Genomic DNA, 19700 nt, shown 5'->3' with positions numbered 1-19700 from the left:
TCTTTAGATCCTCCTAAATCCTCCAATAAATTGGAGGACTTTGATTCCGGTTCCCCCTTTTTGAAGGGGGGTTAGGGGGGATCAATAAGTACCTAAAATCACAAAACTTTTCAAACAACCTCTAAAGGTAAAAGTAACTAGCCTATTAAATTGGCTTCTTCTAAAGATTCTTTTTCTGCTGGCGATTGTTTAAATGCAAACCGCAATAAAGGTGGTGCTAAGAAGGTTGTCAAAATCACCATAATAACGATCGCAGCTTGCAATGGTTTATCAAGGGTACCACTAGCTGCACCAATGGCGGCAAACACTAACCCAACTTCGCCACGGGGAATCATCCCCACACCAACCGCTAACCGATTAATTCCAGGTTGACCAAAAACCGACCAGCCTGTGACAACTTTACCGATAATTGCGATCGCAATTAAAAAGGTAGCAATAATTAATCCTTCTCGATTTCCTGGAACTAAAGGATTAAGAACGCTTAAATCAACTTTCGCACCAACTGTCACAAAGAAAACTGGTACTAGGATATCAGCAACGGGTTTAACCTGCTCATCTAGCTCTTTGCGTTTATCCGTTTCATCCAAAACTAAGCCAGCCGCAAATGCGCCTAAGATAGCTTCTAAATGAATGGCATTACCCAAAAAAGCCATGAAAAAGGCAAAGATAAATGCTGGGATAATTAAGTTTCCTCGCGTTTGCAATTTATCAGCAATGGCAACAAAACTCTGATTGAAATATTTACCTAATAAAATCGAGCCAATGAGAAAGACTGTAGCGCTGACAATCAGATAAATGACGTTGAAAATATCAACCTCGCCAGTTTTGGCAAGACTCGCAACCACTGCCAACACGATAATACCTAAAATGTCATCAATGACAGCAGCACCGACAATAATTTGACCTTCACGAGATTTTAACTGGCCAATTTCTGACAAAACTTTTGAGGTAATCCCAATACTAGTAGCTGTCAGCGCTGCACCTGCAAAAATCGCTGGAATTACTGGCGCATGAAACAATAAAATCAGCCCCGCCGTGCCAGCCGCAAAAGGAACAGCTACCCCAACACAAGCAACAACTGTTGCTTGATAACCGACTTTCTGTAATTCTTTTAAGTCTGATTCTAGACCAATTTCAAATAATAGAATGATCACACCTAGTTCGGCAAGCACAGAAACAACTTCGCTCTGGCTTTGAAAGATTGATGTGACTGCATCAGGACTGAGGTTGTTAATGAATTGCAGGATAGTCATGATAATGGAGTCGCTACCAGTTGCTCCACTGTCGGGAAACACTACCAAATGGAGAGCAGAAGCACCCACAAGCACCCCACCAACTAATTCTCCTAATACAGGGGGCAAGTCCATCATTCTAAATAATTCGCCACCAATTTTACTAGCTAGATAAATTACTACTAAACTTAGCAATACTCCAGTCAGCACAATAGGAGCATATTCCGCCTCGTTAGTTGTTGCTAGTAAAAAGGATGGTAAACCCGCAGGGAAAAAATTCAACCAGGCAAATGAATTAACTATTGGTTCTGAAAGAATCATGTTTTCTATTTGTGTTGCTGATTAATTCCAAAATAATTCATAATTTCTAGCTCGTAATTCGTAATTAATAATTAAATTACGAATTACGAATTACGAACTACGAATTATTAATAGGTGTCAGTGTAGTTACTAAGTCCAGAGGTATTAGCAGAACTTGCATGAGGATTAACTAAAGCAACGGCTTGTTTAAGTGCATCTATACGATCTACAAACATATGATGCTCTGGTACAAACCTCGAAATGCCAAACTTTTCTAAGCGCTTTTTGACTTTGCTGGTTGCACCAACAATTAACACATTACGACCTTGTTCACTAGCATCTTTGATAGCGTTTTCAATTGCCAAAGATGCAGTCACACCCAACATTGGTACATCTGTCAAATCCATAATCAACACATCAGAGTCTGCCATTGCTGAATGCTCACGAGCGATCGCTTTGGATACTCCAAAAATCATCGGCCCGCTCAGGTAAAATAGCAGGACACGTCCATTAGCTAGATCAAGCCATTTTTTCTCTTCGTCATTTAAGACAATTGCATCATCGGCATCGCTAATTGTCTTCACTTCCTGAGATTGTAATTCAGAGAGGCGATCGATAGTTAAGATATTAGCAATAAACACTCCCACGCCAACGGCAACAATTAAGTCAACAAATACGGTTAAAAACAACACACCGTACATGATGATTGTGCCTTTCAGCGACACCTTATGAGCGCGTTTCAAGAAGCTCCAGTCCAGAATGTCAACCCCGACCTTGAGAGCAATACCAGCCAACACTGCCATTGGGATAGGTTGAGTGATACTCGCAGCCCACAAAACTACAACTAACAAAATTAATGCGCGAGTTAAACCAGAGACAGCTGTTCTAGCACCAGTTTGGATATTAACTACCGTTCCCATCGTGGCACCAGCCCCAGGTAGCCCACCACACAAGCCAGATACTAAGTTACCGATACCTTGACCAATCAATTCTTTGTCAGATTTGTGTTCAGTGCGGGTCAAACTGTCTGCAATTACTGCCGTTAGTAGAGTATCAATACAACCCAACATCCCCAACATTGCCCCATCAACAATCATGATTGTCATTTGGGATGCAGTGAAGGTAGGCATTTGTAATGTGGGCAGTCCTACAGGAATTTCCCCAATTCGTCTGATATCCGTACCGCCGAAGATGGTTAAAGAAACTATAGTTCCGATAATTAATGCTACTAGCTGCGGAGGAGCAAAGCGCTTGATTTTGGATGGCATGAAGAAAATAATTGCCAGCGTCAGCAAGCCCAAAGCTGTTTCAGCAGGATTAATCTGAGTCAATAACTGAGGCAGATTTTGCACCATCCCCAGTACGCCACCTTTAGGATTTGGCTGTCCGACAAAAGGAGCAATCTGCAAAATAATCAGAATTACCCCAATCCCAGACATAAAGCCAGAAATCACGCTGTAAGGCATGAGGGTAATGTATTTACCCAACTTAAATATTCCAAAGAAGATTTGAAATATTCCCGCTAGCATGACTACGGTAAATGCCATTGCCAAGCCGTTTTCGGGGTTAGCTGCGGTCATGGAACTGACAATTGCAGTCATAACCACGGTCATTGGCCCCGTTGGCTCAGAAATTAGAGTTGGTGTCCCACCAAATAAGGCTGCGAAAAAGCCGACGCAAACTGCACCATAAAGACCAGCTACAGGCCCAGCACCGGAAGCGACACCGAATGCCAGCGCTAGGGGCAACGAAACGATCGCAGCAGTTAAACCACCGAATAAATCGCCTCGTAAGTTTCTAAAATGGATAGTATTAGTCAATGACATACTGGGTTTTTAGTTTTGGTTACAAAAACAGCAAAATAAATTTGGGTTGTAAAAATGGCCAGCTACTTTGAGTAAGTTTTATGTTTTGTTGCCATGAAAAATTAGGCTAAGAAAACTTTAATTCTTTGCAAAGCAAGAGACTATAGTGCCTTTCTATATGGCAATTTGCTGAATACAAATCCCCAATAGATAAGGCTTAGGTCAAAGACAGTTCAAAAATTTGACTGGAAAAACTTACATAAATTGCAAGTTTTATTGATTGCTAAGTTTAATGAGATTAACAATAGCTTACAGCGTTATCTGCCAGTTTTGCTTATTCACAACCCTAAAGATTAAATAAATATTAAATTGCTTTCATAGATAAAAGGCTATACTTGTTGACTGACTTTGATTGCAATAATCAATAAAATATGTAAATTTTATATTAAATTTTATTTCAAAAGCTTTTTGACCAGAATATACAACTCACAAGTAAGCTAATGACTATTAAACTTCCCTATAAATATGGGTAAAACCCTTGCTCATAAAAGGATTTGATTTATCTTGAAATACTTTATCAGAAAGAATTCAGAAGTTAGAATTGGGCATGAATTGGAGTCTGAATGGCGGATAGAGACACGAGAAAGCGAGTCCGCGAACGTCTGAATCAAGAGCGTTTTGCACACCCACTAAATCTGCATATTTAGTGTTTAACTACCTGCCCGCCCGCGATCGCTTACTATATCCCTATCTTAAAACCCTATTCTCTTATCACTTTTTGTCATTAATTTGAACCTGTTGAGAATAATCTTAGTTTAAAACCCTTAAAATAATTTTCCTGTCGATTACTTTTGTAGAGACGTTGCATTGCAACATCTCTACACACCAGTAAATTCCACAAATAACCTTAACTAAACGGTAAGGAATAAGAGTTTCTGGAGTTCTTGCCTAAGTCATGGCAAAGTTTAAGGGAATTTAGCGTGATTTTATTCAACCAGTGTTGTGGAAACTCCCTCGCTTGCTGGAGGGATACCGGGTAACTCAAGACAGTATCCAGCGCCATACACTGTTTTGATATAGCGGGGGTGGCGGGGATCTGGTTCTAGCTTGGTTCTCAAGTGGCGAATATGGACTCGAATCGTTTCAATGTCGTCATCAGGATCGTAGCCCCAAACTTCTCTGAGGATTTCGCTGGGAGAAACTGTTTGACCGTGGCGTTGTAGTAAGCAGTGAAGTAGCTCAAATTCCAAGTGAGTCAATTTCACCGTCTCATTGAACCATATTGCCTCAAATCTTTCGGGAACTAGGGTAAGTGAGCCATAGTTCAAAATTTCACTATGCTTTGCTGCTTGGGGAATGCGGTCAGTACGCCGCAAAAGTGCCCGCACCCGCGCCAGCAGTTCTTCAACTTCAAAAGGCTTGGTGAGGTAGTCATCTGCGCCAGCATTGAAGCCTTCCACCTTGTCCTGAGTTTGGCTCAAAGCCGTCAACATTAACACGGGAATCTCAGAGGTGCGATCGTCACGGCGCAGGCGTTGGCAAACGGTGAACCCATCTACTCTGGGCAACATTAAATCGAGCATGATCAAGTCTGGTTGTAGCTGGAGAGCCAGCGCTTGACCTTTGATGCCGTCTTCAGCTTGACTAACATCGTAGCCAGCCATTTCCAAGTTGACGGCAACTAGTTCTGAAATCGCTGGGTCATCGTCTATGACAAGAATCCTCGGCATTCTTAAAAAATTATTACTACTTATTAAGGATAATTAACAACCTTTGATAGATACAAAGATTTTTGAATCGATTATGAAAAAGGTTTTAAATCTTACATAAATATTAAGATTAAATGACTGTGAAATCAAGACTCAATTACACGAAATCTTATAGTCTATGATGTGTTATGCTCCCCCCTACAATCCGTCTTGGTTTTTACAAAACGGTGTGATGATGACTGTATACACCGCTCTGTGGGGAAAACGTCACTGGCAAAGTACTATTCAAGACCCAGAACCGTCTTATCACGAGAAAATCTTTGTTGGTGGCCAAGGTGTGCCAATTTTTGGCTTGGTTGCCATCCCGGAAAATGCTCATAGCACAATTATCGGCACTTATGGCATTACTGGAGAGTTAAAAACGGAATGGTTTTTGAGAGTACTAGGGCGTAAAGCCTATGCTCAAGGATACGCTGTGGTGTTATTTGATTGGCGGGCCCACGGGAAAACTGCCGAATTATCGCCGACTCTGACTTCTGATGGTTTGTATGAGGGGGAAGATTTTGTTCGCATCGCCGCCGCTGCTAAGGCAATGGGATGTCCGGGGAAATTTTGGTTTACAGGTTTTTCTTTGGGAGGGCAATTGGCGCTATGGGCGGTGAAGGTGGCTGGTGAGGTGATTAGGGAGTATGGAGATTTAGGGCTAGAAGATAGCGATATTGGCGGTGGTATGGTGATTTGTCCGAGTTTGGATTCGGAGCGATCGCTATCTTATCTAGTTACAAAGCCCTTCGGCAGATATTTGGAAGCGGGAATTGCACAGAATTTGAAAAAACTGGCATGGCGAATCCATGATGCTCATCCTGGAAGCCTTGACCCAGCGGCGATTGAACGGGCGAACAGTATTTGGGGTTTTGATAATGAACTGGTAATTAACCGGCTAGGTTTTTCTTCTGTGGAGGCATATTACCAGGCTAGTAGCGCTTTGCAAATATTGCCGCAAATCTCAAAACCGACTTTGATTTTATATGCTGCTGATGACCCACTTTTTGACCCAGCCATCATACCAGAATTAGAAGAAGCTTGCGATCGCAATTCCGCAATAGATTTGTTACTCACTCAATACGGCGGACATGTTGGCTATTTGAGTAGTAAAGAGTGCCAGCGCCAAGTACAAGATTCTGACCCTTGGTGGGCATGGAATCGGGTTTTACAATGGTTAGAGCAACAACGAACACAGTAGGCCAGATGATATTCTAGCTGCTAGGATACTCGACGGATGGAGTCGTATTGCTTGGAAGCCCAAAATAGAGAGGATGGCATTGACCCAAAAGCTACCACAATATCATTGGTAAACCAGCAATAACAGAAGCAATACCTGTCCAGAGAGTAAAACGCGCAATATCTAACTCATCCAAAGCAACGCTCATTTGCCTAATTGCTAATAGCAGCGCTGCTAGTAGCAGTATAAAAAAGGCAAAGTACTCCAAATTAAGAATCATTCATCCTCACTATGTTCTACAAAAAAGTAGTTGTAATAGGTTTTTAACAAGCTTTGGCAAGGGTTTTTTGTTCCAGATTTAACACTTTCTGATAAAAATTATTTATTACTGAAGATATATCTACTTCAGAACCCTTGCAGACATTGTTCGTAGTTCCTTTGAGCAATGCTGTAATAGCTAATGTTGTAGCCAAAATAAAATTTGCGATTCTCTGTCAAGAGTTTTAAAGTATTCTCTCTCAGGGGATTTAACGCAAAGTTGAGGAGCGTACACCTAGAGTAATACAGCAGATTGCAACTTCTCTACGTTCCCTGCGGGATGCTACGCAAATGCGCAGCGTGTCGCAGACAGAGGCTACGCCAAGGTGAGTTACAGATAATCGTAGGGGCACAACATGTTGTGCCCCTACCCATGTACTTCATTTACTTGAAATACGCTGTAAATTATAATATTTAGCTGGCAAAAGCAATCGCGGCTATCTGTATTTATATTTACAGCTAGACTTAATATCTAACAACACGTATGGCAGATTCTAGGAAAAACAGGCGCAGTTGTATATAGTAATGCTAAAGCGTCAAACCAGATCCAACCATAATAATCGTCGTAATTAAACAAACTATTAAAGTACAACTCCCTTGATTTTTTGACTCAATGACCGCTTCTAATGATATTTGGCAACCTGCACCGACGGATTTAACTTTGCTACCGGATGAGATTCATGTCTGGCGCATAGACCTTGAGCAACCGGAAACACAACTGCAAAATTTAGCAGCAACTCTTTCCAGTGACGAAACGGCTCGTGCTGAACGGTTCTATTTTCAGGAACATCGACAGCGTTTCATCGCAGGTCGTGGTATTCTGCGAACTATATTAAGTCGTTATTTGGGTATCCAGCCCTTACAAGTGCAGTTTAATTATCAACAGCGCGGCAAACCAGTATTAGCAGATAAATTTGCCGATAGTAGACTGGCGTTTAACTTGTCTCATTCTCAAGGTTTGGGTTTGTGTGCGGTGAATTGCACTCGCCCTATTGGTGTAGACCTAGAATATATTCGCCCGATGTCTGATTTAGAAGCTCTTGCCAAACGGTTTTTTTTACCGAGAGAATATGAGATGTTGCGATCGCAATCTCCCAACCAACAGCAAGAGGTATTTTTCCGTTACTGGACTTGTAAGGAAGCTTATTTAAAAGCAACTGGAGACGGACTATCTCAGTTAGAGCAAATTGAAGTGTCGTTGACTCCCACAGAACCAGCCAAGTTACAGATATCTGAAGACTGGAGTCTTTTTGAACTAGTACCTGCTAACAATTATATTGCTGCTGTTGCTGTAGAGAATTCTGGCTGGGATTTGAAGTGTTGGCAGTATTAATACTAGTCATTAGTTATTCTTCCCCAATGCCCAATGCCCTACTTATCTTCCTGCATATTTCTGACAATTTTTGTCACGAGATTTCTAGGTACAAATCTGACGCTTTTTGCAAGTATTGTATTGAGTAAACCAGGAATGACAATGGTTTGACCCTTCATTAAGGCGCGAAAACCAATTTCGGCTACTGTTTGTGCATCCATCATCCTCTTACCCTTGAGCAACTTAGAGTCTGCCATTCCGGTTCTTTCATGAAAGGCAGATGCGGTTGAGCCTGGGCAAAGAACTGTCACAGTGACACCAGTACCTTCTAATTCATTAGCGATCGCTTCTGAAAACGATAAGATATAGGCTTTAGTAGCAAAATAAACCGCCATCAAAGGCCCTGGTTGAAAAGCAGCAGCCGAGGAGACGTTTAATATCTTACCTTCACCTTGGTTGACCATGTGCTTTAGGAATAGCTTAGTTAAATGGGTGAGACACACCAAATTTACCTGTAGCATTTCCAGTTCAGTAGCTAGGTCTGTTTCATGAAATAATCCATAGATACCAAATCCGGCATTATTTACCAGCACATCAACATTAATATCGGCGAGTTGCAACTCCGTGAAAATTTCTTCAGGAGCAGTTGATATAGATAAATCTTTAACAATAGTTTTGACAAAAATTCCAAATTTTTCTTGGAATTTGGCTGCAATTTCTACTAGCTTTGGCCCGTTTCTGTCTACTAAGACTAGATTGTAATCATGAGCAGCAAAAATACAGGCTAATTCGTAGCCAATTCCACCGGCTGCGCCAGTAATAAGAGCAGTTTGCTTGCTCTGTCTTTGATGTGTTGTGTTCATGTAAGAATGTTGGTGAATTCAACTTGATGAAGCTGCGTTGCATTTACAGTGGTTCTTGTTCTACAATTAAGTACGCGTAATATCTCAACCTACAAGAAACATCTTGAGTTATTACCATTTCAAATGCTTATGTGATGCATTGGATAGATGTAGCAGTCCAAACGCAAATTTAGGACTTATGCATCGGAGAAGTTAGGCCTTAAAGGAGTTCGGTTATTTCAGACTGCTAGCATTTGGCTTTTGATCACTCACAAAAGCCAGCGGGTAAAATCAACCTTTTATGCCCGACATTAACCATTCTATCCTCAATTGCTTCTGTCAAGGGTTGAATACTAAAAATTTACATGATTGAGCATAAAAAAACAGGGCAATTATATTGCCGCTGTTAGTGTATTAGTTGTTGCTGGCATCTGAAATATTGGCTATTTAGTAGTACTGAGTTTTAAAAAACATGGAATAAATAAAATTATTTTGTAGGGGAGCCAGTGCGTTGCGGAGGTTCCCTCCGTTGTAGCAACTGGCGTTGTGTTACAGAAGCAATAACGCATCGAAAGTATCCGAGATGATGCGTTCGTTCCTAACACATCCTACGCAATTTGTGAATTCCTAAGCGAGATTCAAGAAGCCGCTTTGAATCAAGTAGGCGGTATAGGTCATAAACAATTGAGAGTCAATTGGAGGACAAGCAATAGAACTACCTGCTAGTGCATGGAGAGTATCTTGGCAGCTAATATGAGGTCTTCTAGCTTGCAAGTACAAATCAGGAATAGTCAGTTGTTCATCAGACCAACGTTCCAGCAAAAATGGTCGCAGAGTGTATAAAGGATTGTCAGCAGAAGTGACATTATTGATTAACTCTGATTGCCATTTTTCGTAAGGAATCATCTCAACTGAATAACCAAAAGAGCGTATCCACTCAACTAGCATTTTCAAAGCGGCGGGTTGGGGATGTTGTAAATTGAAAGCTTTACCTATGGATTCTTTTTGGCGTGATAGATAAACGATCGCTTTACTTACATAGTCCACAGGTGACATATCCAACATATAATCTACATCAGGGAAATATCCCATTTGCAGACAGCCCTTGGTCATCAAATTAATAAAGTCATGTGTGTTACAAATGCCTGTTTTGCTATCACCAGAAATTAGTGGTGGTCTGTGGATAGTTACAGGAAGTCCACGGTCACGAGCAATTTTGACTAGCTTTTCAGCTACCCATTTAGTTTGTGAATAACCAAGATAAATACCTTCCCAATGATTGAATTCATCCTGTTCTTTGACAACCTTGCCAGCATAAGCAGTGGATTCAAAAACAGCAACACTAGAAACGTAATGCACAGGCTTGACTTTAACTTGACAAGCTAATCTCAAAACTTCTTGAGTGCCTAAAACATTGGCTGCTTTTAGTGCTGAGTATGGGAAAACATAATTCAACAAAGCAGCACTATGATATATAGTATCAATATTGGCAGCTAAAATTTGAAACTGTTCCGAACCAATACCTAACAATGGTTGAGATAAATCGCCGACAATCGGAATAATTCTGGAGTTAAATTCTTCCTGCCAAATGGCATACTGTTCCAGATTTTTTTGGAGTTTGCTTTTGCCTTCTTCAGCATTAGCAGCACGCACTAAGCAATAGATATCCGCATTGGTTTCTTGTAGCAATTCCCGGATAATAAAGGCTCCTAAAAAGCCTGTTCCTCCAGTTAAAAAGATGTTCTTGGGTTCACCCACAAGTACATTAGATGCAGCGCCGGGATGGATGGTGGGGTCAAGAACAGCCTCAGCACCTAAATCTAGAACAGAGGGTGGAGTGTTGGCATTAGAGGCTACTACCTTTGTATCTTGAACTGGCGAACCATCTTGCACTTCTTCTGCTAAACGCTGTGAAAGAGCTTCAATGTTTGGGTAATGCCACAGTAGCAATGGAGATGGTTGAAATCCTAGCAACTTTTCTAAGTTACTTACTAGAATCATTGCTTGGGCTGAATCCAACCCATAGTTTTCTAAATGTTCTTTGACATCTATTTCATCAGTTGCAACTCCTAGCAACTTAGCTAAGTTAGATACCAAAAATATTTGAATATCGTCTGCTGTGAAAGACTGTTTTATAGTCATTTTTAAATCTCCAACAATGATGTAGAACGAACAGGGTGATATTGACTGTAATAATCGGAAGCTTGCAGCCCTTGAATTTTCAAATTTTGAACACGGTACAAAAAGGCTGCACCAGTCATAATTTGATTAGCAACATCAACTACACCACGATTATTTGGTTCAGACAGGTAAGAACCGCGTACCCAGTCATTGAAACCGCCCATTGCCGGGCCACACCAAATTTGATAATCGACTTCTCTACCTTTTTCACCAGAACTAGACCAGCGAGAAGATAATCCTAGATACCAGCGGAAAATCAACGCCATTTTCAGTTTAGGATTATTGACTGCTTTCCCAAGTTTTTCAGGATTCTTTTGGGACAAATAAGCCGCAGTTCCTTCCCATACTTCGGCAATAGTTTTACGAAAAACTTGTTTTTCTAATTTCTCTCTTTCTGCAAGAGGGATGCTTTCAATGGAATCATAAGCGCGATAGAGTTCAAATAATTTCTGCGCTCGCATGGGGAACATTGTACCCCGTTTGAGAACTTGCAATTTAACTCCCATTTCAAACATATCTGCTGCTGGAGCCATTATCATATCAGCCATTTCTGCTTGGGCTAATAACTTTTTGGTATGTTCACAAGCCCCAGATTCAACGCATGATTGATTGATTGAGCCGGTCATTATATAAGCAGCACCCATCATGAAAGCTGCTAATGCTGATTGTGGTGTACCAATTCCCCCTGCAACGCCGATTCTAATGGGTGTTTGGTAATGATATTGTGCTTGAATTTCATCCCGCAAGGCAATAACAGAAGGCAGCAAACAAACCAGGGGACGGTTATCTGTATGACCTCCAGAATCAGCTTCGACGGTAATATCATCAGCCATCGGAACTTTAGTTGCAAGAGTTGCTTGTAGCTCAGTAATTAACCCTTGTTGCAGAAGTTCTTTGAGTATTCTAGCTGGTGCTGGTTGCAGAAATTTAGTAGCAACTTCTCGGCGAGAAATTTTGGCAATGACTTTATTTTTGATTTCAATTTGATTGGCGCTATTCAACCCCAATCCAGCAACACGGTAATAAACAATATTGGGGGTCAAGTCGAGGAATGCAGATGCTTCTACTGTTCTCACTTGATATTTGAGGTATAAATCCACAGCCCGGCGTTCAATCGCAGGTTCATTCGGACTGTGAATTAAATTAAATGCATAAGGCCCTTGAGGTAAAGCTTGTTGAATGCGATTTATGGCTGCTTCCAAACGTTCTGGAGTTAAACCACCTGCACCAAAGGAACTCAAAATTTGTTCTTTTCCGAGTGCAATGACCATTTCTTCGGAAGCAATTCCGCCAGCCATTGCGCCGGTAACGTAGGCATATTTCACTCCATGAGAGGAGAGAAAATTCGGATCTCCAAACTGTTGAATGCAGATTGGGGCTGCAAATGTTAGCAGTTCTACTTGTGCTGTTGTGCCATTATCACCAGGGCATAAATACCCCTCATTTGTGACACCGATTTTTCCGGCAACTTTCACGATGTAGCAGGGTTTATTTAACACCATCAATTTATCTTTGATGGTTTGTTTCTCGAAAGATACAGTTTCTAAAGAACCTTTCCAAACCTGGTTTTTGTTATGAGACCAAGTGGAGAAGTTAAGACCATTATCGTGTTTACTTAGTACCGTATCTACGGTTGTCACGGTAGTTATCCCTCGGATTACAAACAATGGATGATTAAAGTTGAAGGGTGTAGACTCTGTTAACGAACCGCAGAGGCGCAGAGGGCACAGAGTAAGAGAGTAATACCAATTCTCTGGGAGATGCACGTAATAATTTTTAAACGAACCGCGTTCGCGCAGCGTCTCGAAGAGAAGGAAGAGAAAGTTGAGAGAGAATTGGTATGAGATATTAAGATTCGTCGTTAAGCAAGTTTTGGGCGCAAGCTAGTTGCAATTGAATGATTTCGCTCATTTGCTGACTGTAATCTTGTCTAGCTTGTAAGAAGGCAGTGTGTGCTTTAGTTATCTTTGAATTATTAGCATTGAGCTTTTGATACTGGGTCTTATTTAAATCGAACATGCTGATGATGCTACTAATTTTTCGAGTTATGACTGGCGGGGAAGAAAGAGAAATTGGCTGTTTAATTGCGCTTGACTCAGAAGATTGTAATTGTTCTCTCGTTTCAAAAACGTTATCAATGATATTTTTCGGTTTTACTTCTTCATGCTGAGGCAAGATGTTAGGGTAATGACTTTCTTGTTGGGTTATTTGGTTGGGAGTGTTAAGAAAATCTGTGATTTCAGATTGTTGCACATTAGGTATATCTAGATGCTGTATTTTGAAGCGATCGCTCCTAAGATCCCCAGCAAAATCTTCAACAAGTTTACGATTTTCTTCGCTCAAAATTGTAGCTGCGATCGCTTTCCCACCCAAGGTAACTGTTCTCAATGTTGCTTTATTGGAATTAGCAGTTTCTTGAGCTTTGCCATACAGTGGTGATAAATCCACGTTCACTTGATGACTGAGTAGTTTTGCTAATGCTTTGACCATTGCAGCATGGTCATCCATCCCTCTACGATTTAGAGAAACTGTGATATGTTCTTTGTTGCCGAGAATTTTATCAATCCATCGTGAACAGACATTACCTGCGCCTGCTTCTAGAAATATTTTGACTCCATCACCATAGACACGATTTACTAATTGCGGAAAATCAAGTTCTTGGCACAATCCTTTGGCGATGTTGTGGGCAATGGTATCGCTATCAAGTGCAATTGGTTGATAATCGGCGGCTGAATAAAACACAATACCGGGCAGATTTTGTGATGGTAAGCTGTTTACCTTCTTGATTTCCTCGTACTGCGATCGCATCGCTTCACAATGTATCACATGGTCGAAGGGAGCGGGGAAGGCGTTGCAACCTAGAGTTTCAATCACTCGCTTACAGGCTGCATCCTCACCAGCAATTAATACTTCTTCTGGTGTGTTGATTTGAGTTAAGTAGACGCGATTCTCATGTTTCAAGCATTCTCTAACTTGAGATGGAGTAGCCATGAGAACATAGGTATTCCAAAGATTGTTGTTTGGTGAATCTGTTAATCCCCAATATTCACGCACAGCATTTTTCGGCCCAGATAACTTTTCGCCAAATAAAGGTGATGAGTTTAAGGTGTTACTTCCGCCCTCAAAATCACTCCAAACCCCTTGGGCAACCATCATACTAGTTTCACCCAAGCTATACCCAAATACAGATTGCGGCTTGACTTTAAAATCATCTCGGAAAATTGCCGTCATGTATCTAGCAAAGGCAATTTCGCTTTCAAACATTGCCAGTGAATCATCTAACAATTGCTTTTCGAGTGTTTCTAGTTGCCTCGTTGTTAATTTAGGTAAGCTTCTGGGATAAACTAGTTTTTCAACATCGGCTGCTCGGTTGTAAAGATTGTTACTTTTTAAATCCTCGAAGACTTTCGGAAATAACCGGAAGACGGTACGACCAATGCCAATATAAGAATTGACTGCTGCGGGGTAAACATAAGCAACTGCTCCAGTTTTACCCAATGGTTTTGCTGTGAAATAACTTCCTAAAGGTGTTTGCCAATCTGTGCCGTTTTCAAAGGCATTATTTACACCTTTGCGGGCAGATTCAATTTCTTTGAGTAAATCTTTTGTGTTACGTCCTGTGATTGATAAGACGTATTTTGGATTAGATTGCTGCTTAAACTTAGCAAATGTCTCGCTGGCGGTAGCTGATAAAGAAGAACTAGCTTCGATAGATTTTTGGAGATGGTTTAGGATATCGGGTATAGTGGAGCGATCGCTAACTGCGATGGGGAACAGATGAAAAGGCATTTGTTGCAAATATCTGTTGTCGCGCTCCTCTTGGCTGGGTTCTTCCGATAAGATTAAATGGGCGTAACTGCCATCTATACCCATGCTATTAATTGCTGCTATTCTGCGTGTACCGCCTTTATCGACAAACCAAGGTCTTGATTCCATTGCCACATAGAAAGGGCTACCTTCCCATACTTGCGGTGTTTTGACACCAGACCATTTTGGTGTGGCGGGAATATACCTGTAATAAAGACAGAGAGCGGTTTTGATTAAGCTAGCAATTCCCGATGCTGTATAGGTGTGGCCGATATTGGCTTTGACGCTGCCTAATGCACAATGCAAACCATTGCCCACTTTCGGATAAGCTTGCAGTAAACCTGTGATTTCGGCTTCATCCTCCTGGGGAACGCCACTACCGAAGACTTCCACATAGTTAACCTCTGTGGGTTGAATCTCCGCCATCTCGAAAGCTTGTTTGCAGACATTGCTGATAGCTGAAGCATCAGGTTTTACCAAAGCATCACTCAAAGTAGAATTACCTTGTGCAAAACTCATGGCATCAATTACTGCATAGATGCGTTCATTATCTTCTTTAGCAGCTTCGTAGCGCTTGAGAACAACTGCACCCGCACCTTCGCCAACCGTCCAGCCGTTAGCTTGTTGGTCATAACCCAACGTATTGACACCCGTATTAATTGGTGCAAATTGGCTGCGGAATAAGACATTTTCCACGCCACCGGCTAAATCTACCGCACCCACAACCACCGCGTCTACTTCTCCCGTAGCAAGTAGCATTTGGGCAACTTCCAACGCTTTGAGGGCGGAATTTTCACCAGCGCTGACGGTGAATGCAGGGCCAGTGAAATTCCACAAAGCCGAAATCCGACTCGCCATGATGTTGGCGATGTGACTCACATATTCGCCGATTTCTACTGGTTGGTGAATGCTATCTTTGACAATGGTTTCTAGTTGGGAAAGCTGTTGGGCAGGTAGAGAAATTCCTTGGTTGAGTAAGCCATCCTTAACTTGCCAAGATAGATTCCATCTTTGCTGTAGCTGATGCACAGAGAATTCTGTCTCGGCGGCGACAATTACAGCTACATTGCCACCCTCCTGTAGTTTCGCATCTTTGACGGCGCGATCGCTAACTTTCAAAAGCAACAATTGTTGTGGGTTTAACTTCTCTATCTCATTCGGTGGAATTTTGCACGATAAAGTATCGATTTCAAAATCCTTGATATATGCCCCTACTGGTGCTTTCCCGTCTGTTAAACCGTACTCTTTCAGGACACTTTCTTGATTTTCTATCCCATGCCATCTTTGAGGCGGTAAGGAAGTAAAATGTTGTGTTCCATCATAAATACTGCGTTCAAAAGCATCTAAGCCATTGCAGTTACCAAAAAAGGCATCCATGCCAACAATAGCAACTTTGGTAGGTGGAACAGGTGGAATTGATTCAACAGATTCTGCTGTAGTTCCTTGTTCTAAAATCAGATGAGAATTAGTGCCGCCAAAACCAAAAGCGCTAATAGCTGCCCGTTTAATTGGTGCATTATTATTAGTCCATGCTGTAGCTGTCCTAACAATTTTGTCGGCAGAAATTGTACCTTTTTCTGAAGTTAAAGGTTCAGAAACATTCATGGTTGCTGGAATTACACCATGAGACATACTCAAAATCACTTTAGTCAAGCCAACCATGCCAGCAGCAGTTAGCAAGTGACCTGTATTTGCTTTGGCAGAACCTACCAGAGGCGCAGCTTGATTTTGACCAAAGAATGTTTCTATGGAGTTGAATTCGGTTGTATCTCCCAGTAATGTGCCGGTGGCATGACACTCTAGATAATCGATGCTTTTTGGACTAAAATTCGCCTCATTATAGGCTCGTTCAAAAGCTAAGGTTTGTCCTTTAGGATTAGGGCTGAGTAAGTGCTTACCTTTACCATCATTCGATAGTCCATTACCGCAGATAGTGGCGAGAATATTATCGCCATCTCTGACGGCATCAGAATATCTTTTCAGCATTACCATCCCAACACCATCGGCGGGAATTAGCCCTCTAGATGACTTATCTAAGGGACGACTGATGCCGTTTTCTGCATACCCTTGAACACCGGAAAATAACATCCGCACGAATAAAGAATCTGCACAACTTATGGCTCCAGCTAACATGACATCAGCTTTGTGTGACCATAAGTAATGAGATGCTAGTTTAATCGCATAAAATGATGACGAACAAGCAGCATCCAGACATAAATTAATCTGGGATAGAGATAAAGCTTGAGCTACGATAGATGCTGGTAAACCAGATATCATCGCATTGTATAAAGATGCTTTGGTAGCACTTGGGACAGCTAAATTAAAGTCTTCATACTGCAAAAGTTCTCTGACAGCAGGATTAATAGCTTGCTGGTAAATTGGAGAGAATAATTGATTAGATAATTTTGTTGGGAATGATAAATTACCTAAAATTACGCCGCATTTTGCCAAAACAGTTTGATTACCCCAATAACCACTTTGTTCAATTGCTTGTTTAGCGGCATACAATGACCATTTGAAGGTGTTATCTAAGCTATCAACAAATTCTGATGGTAGATTGTATTCAGATGGATTAAACTGGAACTCGCGGATGTACCCGCCTTTGAGTGAATAAGTTTTGTCTGGTGTACCTTTAACTGGATTGTGAAAGATTGTCGGATCTACTCCGATTTCTTCGACGGTTGCAGAGGATGTCGAATCTTTTTGATTAACGATGTTTTGCCAGTATTCTTCAGGATTCTTTGCATCGGGGAATAGGCATGATAATGCGATGATGGCTATTTTTTCCACGATTTATATGCTCCGAGTTTGGGTATTTAGCAAGAGATAATTAAAAGGCAGGATTTACGCTGTTCCCCAAACTTTAAACGAGGCAAGTTATAGCAATCCTAAGATTAAGCTAGCTTTGATAGTTTGCAGTAAAGACTTTAGTACTTAGTACAAGATATCTAGCGAACTCTCTGCGAACCTTTGCGTTTACCTTTGCGCCCCTTTGCGTTTAAAATTCAACCCTCAATTCGCCACAAGTTCATACAAATCTGTACTTATAAAACAAGGACTAAAGTCCTTACTACAAACTTGGAATTTCACAGATTACTAGCTTCTGAGCATTTTCATTGACCAAATAATGGCATGAGCGCCGAGCATTCGTGAATAGATTTTTCCCTGACGGTCATGTATGATAAAGTTTGCGATCGCACTACTTGGTGTCTTAGATAGTACTTCACAAGAAACGTAAAATGTTTCGTTATGTGGTATCATAGCAAATTGTTCAAATTTTTCTACTTTTCCAGGTAAACAACCTTCTTCATGAAAGTGTTGTGTCCAAACCCATAAGGCGTGCATACTCAAGTCAGTGGTGTAAGGATTTACCCATTGGACAGGGAATTGTCCTTGTTCCTGTGCGCTGAGTTCTGGCCACAGACATTCTGTAGTGATTTTTTCAGGACTGATGTTTAAGACTTTTTTGATTTCTTGAAAACCGGGGCCGTGAAATAATGTAGCCCCACCATTTTGGTAAAAAGCTTTTCCTGTAGCGGTGATGATATTATCTTCTTCGAGATTGAGAGATTCATAGATAGGTGGAACTGGGATTTCTCGCTGGAGATTGAGTTGAGCGCTAAAATGAAAATGGATTCTGCCTTCTGAATTTTTACTCGAAATTTTGGCTTTAAGTTCGATTTTTTCAAGATTAACTTTAGAAATCTCTTCTATTTCTAAAATATGTTCTTTCGCTAATGTCTCATTGAAAGTAATCCCCTTCAAAACTTTGAAATCTTGGTAATTAAACAACCGATAACCGGGATATAATTGCTCAGAAGCATTGATAATCCAGGTCATTGCACAAGTTGCCGGTAAAACTGGAGAACCAGCAATCGTATGATCGTGTAAAAATGGATTAGCCTCTAATGTCATTTGGCGACGAATACGATAGGTTCGTAGTTCTGAATCTAACTCCGCCGCAAGGGGAACGAGTGGGCTACCAATAACAACTTGTGCAGTTGCATGATTGGCGTTATCCATTTCCTTAACCAGCATTTGTGCCCCGACTGCAATGGGAATTATTTCAATTTTTCGCTCTTGAAAAATCTTCTTTAATTCTGCTGTCACCATCCCACTGTCCCAAGCGCCCCAGTTGATAGCGACTACATGACATGAGGGATAACTTTGCTTAAATATATGGGCTGATTTGTTCAGAATTTCATTTGCGATCGCATAATCAGATTGTCCAGGATTTCCATAAAAACCTGTTACGGAAGAAAACAAAACTAAATGCTGGAGTTGATTAGGATTAACGCAAGTTAGCAGGTTTTCTAAACCTTGAACTTTGGCGGTGTAAACTTTTTCAAAATCCTCTTCTGTTTTCTTTTCAATTAACTTATCAGCCAAGTTTCCCGCGCCGTGGATGATTCCTGTAATTGGGCCGAGATGTTGTACAGCAGTGGCAAGTTTTTCTTGTAAAGCTGGCGTATCTGTGACATCGACGCTGATATATTCTGCTTTAGATCCGGTTTTTTCAATTGCTGCTAGAGTTTTTTTAATCTCGCGGCTGGAGGTTATTTTGTTATATATTTTTTGCACATTCATGGGTGTGGGCTTCTCTCCTTGAGAAAGAAGATTTTCCATGATGCATTTTTTCAATGCTGATTCATCAGAGTTTTGAGCAAAATCTGGCTCGGTTTCTAATAGTTCGGAGCGACCTAGGAGGATGAATTTGCAGGGTTGCTGTTGAGCTAATCTGATAGTACACTCAGCCGTAATCCCTTTTGCACCGCCGCTCACGACAAAGACAGATGATGGACTAAGCTGGGCTGTTTGTGTCATAAATCCTCTGATATTAATTCGTAATTCGTAATTCGTAATTAAGCCAAGTTGTTTCCTATCTCTTTCTCTGTGTCCTCTGCGCCTCTGCGGTTTTTTTAAACGAACCACAGAGACGCAGAGAGCGCAGAGAGAAGAGATGAAAAGATTT

The 19700-nt window shown here is 41.2% G+C and carries 11 protein-coding genes; 2 read left to right on the top strand and 9 right to left on the bottom strand.

The annotated features are described in order from the left end of the window. Positions 1-137: 137 nt before the first annotated feature. The 3 genes from ACEYW6_RS04435 to ACEYW6_RS04425 form a co-directional block, all read right to left on the bottom strand. Complete coding sequence (locus tag ACEYW6_RS04435; RefSeq protein WP_412978774.1) at positions 138-1553, bottom strand: cation:proton antiporter; 1416 nt, start codon at positions 1551-1553, stop codon at positions 138-140. Positions 1554-1660: 107 nt separating this feature from the next. Continuing rightward, positions 1661-3358, bottom strand: coding sequence for a SulP family inorganic anion transporter (locus ACEYW6_RS04430; protein WP_412978773.1), 1698 nt, complete (start codon positions 3356-3358; stop codon positions 1661-1663). 965 nt (positions 3359-4323) lie between these two features. After that, positions 4324-5067: a response regulator transcription factor gene (locus tag ACEYW6_RS04425; RefSeq protein ID WP_190893187.1), complete on the bottom strand. Its 744-nt coding sequence runs from the start codon at positions 5065-5067 to the stop codon at positions 4324-4326. 157 nt (positions 5068-5224) lie between these two features. Between ACEYW6_RS04425 and ACEYW6_RS04420 the strand changes: the two genes are divergently transcribed. Then, positions 5225-6289: a YheT family hydrolase gene (locus tag ACEYW6_RS04420; protein ID WP_412978772.1), complete on the top strand. Its 1065-nt coding sequence runs from the start codon at positions 5225-5227 to the stop codon at positions 6287-6289. A gap of 91 nt (positions 6290-6380) precedes the next feature. Here the strand turns inward: ACEYW6_RS04420 and ACEYW6_RS04415 are convergent, their stop codons facing one another. Next, the gene (locus ACEYW6_RS04415; RefSeq protein WP_190893192.1) at positions 6381-6548 is read right to left on the bottom strand and encodes a hypothetical protein; all 168 of its coding nucleotides are present in this window, start codon (positions 6546-6548) and stop codon (positions 6381-6383) included. 651 nt (positions 6549-7199) lie between these two features. Between ACEYW6_RS04415 and hetI the strand changes: the two genes are divergently transcribed. Continuing rightward, positions 7200-7919, top strand: coding sequence for a 4'-phosphopantetheinyl transferase HetI (gene hetI, locus ACEYW6_RS04410; protein ID WP_412978771.1), 720 nt, complete (start codon positions 7200-7202; stop codon positions 7917-7919). A gap of 38 nt (positions 7920-7957) precedes the next feature. On the opposite strand, the gene ACEYW6_RS04405 is transcribed toward hetI, so the two are convergent. The 5 genes from ACEYW6_RS04405 to ACEYW6_RS04385 form a co-directional block, all read right to left on the bottom strand. Further along, positions 7958-8761 carry an SDR family NAD(P)-dependent oxidoreductase gene (locus ACEYW6_RS04405; protein ID WP_412978770.1) on the bottom strand — a complete coding sequence of 268 codons (804 nt, stop codon included), beginning with the start codon at positions 8759-8761 and terminating at the stop codon, positions 7958-7960. A 606-nt stretch (positions 8762-9367) separates the two neighbouring features. After that, a complete protein-coding gene (locus ACEYW6_RS04400) occupies positions 9368-10882 on the bottom strand; it encodes a thioester reductase domain-containing protein (protein WP_412978769.1) in 1515 nt (504 codons plus the stop codon). A 2-nt stretch (positions 10883-10884) separates the two neighbouring features. Continuing rightward, entirely contained in the window at positions 10885-12561 is a 1677-nt protein-coding gene (locus ACEYW6_RS04395; RefSeq protein ID WP_412978768.1) for a PfaD family polyunsaturated fatty acid/polyketide biosynthesis protein, read from the bottom strand. Positions 12562-12769: 208 nt separating this feature from the next. After that, complete coding sequence (locus tag ACEYW6_RS04390; RefSeq protein ID WP_412978767.1) at positions 12770-17518, bottom strand: PfaB family protein; 4749 nt, start codon at positions 17516-17518, stop codon at positions 12770-12772. 306 nt (positions 17519-17824) lie between these two features. Next, positions 17825-19552: an SDR family NAD(P)-dependent oxidoreductase gene (locus tag ACEYW6_RS04385; RefSeq protein WP_412978766.1), complete on the bottom strand. Its 1728-nt coding sequence runs from the start codon at positions 19550-19552 to the stop codon at positions 17825-17827. Between the last annotated feature and the right edge of the window lie 148 nt (positions 19553-19700).

The sequence above is a fragment of the Nostoc sp. UIC 10607 genome, from assembly GCF_047228265.1.
Lineage (GTDB): Bacteria > Cyanobacteriota > Cyanobacteriia > Cyanobacteriales > Nostocaceae > Nostoc > Nostoc foliaceum_A.
This window is presented reverse-complemented; position numbering and strand designations above follow the sequence as displayed.

Bases quoted from the DNA above. Each gene is read 5' to 3' on its own strand.
- ACEYW6_RS04435 (WP_412978774.1), bottom strand. From the start codon at position 1,553: ATGATTCTTTCAGAACCAATAGTTAATTCATTTGCCTGGTTGAATTTT.
- ACEYW6_RS04430 (WP_412978773.1), bottom strand. From the start codon at position 3,358: ATGTCATTGACTAATACTATCCATTTTAGAAACTTACGAGGCGATTTA.
- ACEYW6_RS04425 (WP_190893187.1), bottom strand. From the start codon at position 5,067: ATGCCGAGGATTCTTGTCATAGACGATGACCCAGCGATTTCAGAACTA.
- ACEYW6_RS04420 (WP_412978772.1), top strand. From the start codon at position 5,225: ATGATGTGTTATGCTCCCCCCTACAATCCGTCTTGGTTTTTACAAAAC.
- ACEYW6_RS04415 (WP_190893192.1), bottom strand. From the start codon at position 6,548: ATGATTCTTAATTTGGAGTACTTTGCCTTTTTTATACTGCTACTAGCA.
- hetI (WP_412978771.1), top strand. From the start codon at position 7,200: ATGACCGCTTCTAATGATATTTGGCAACCTGCACCGACGGATTTAACT.
- ACEYW6_RS04405 (WP_412978770.1), bottom strand. From the start codon at position 8,761: ATGAACACAACACATCAAAGACAGAGCAAGCAAACTGCTCTTATTACT.
- ACEYW6_RS04400 (WP_412978769.1), bottom strand. From the start codon at position 10,882: ATGACTATAAAACAGTCTTTCACAGCAGACGATATTCAAATATTTTTG.
- ACEYW6_RS04385 (WP_412978766.1), bottom strand. From the start codon at position 19,552: ATGACACAAACAGCCCAGCTTAGTCCATCATCTGTCTTTGTCGTGAGC.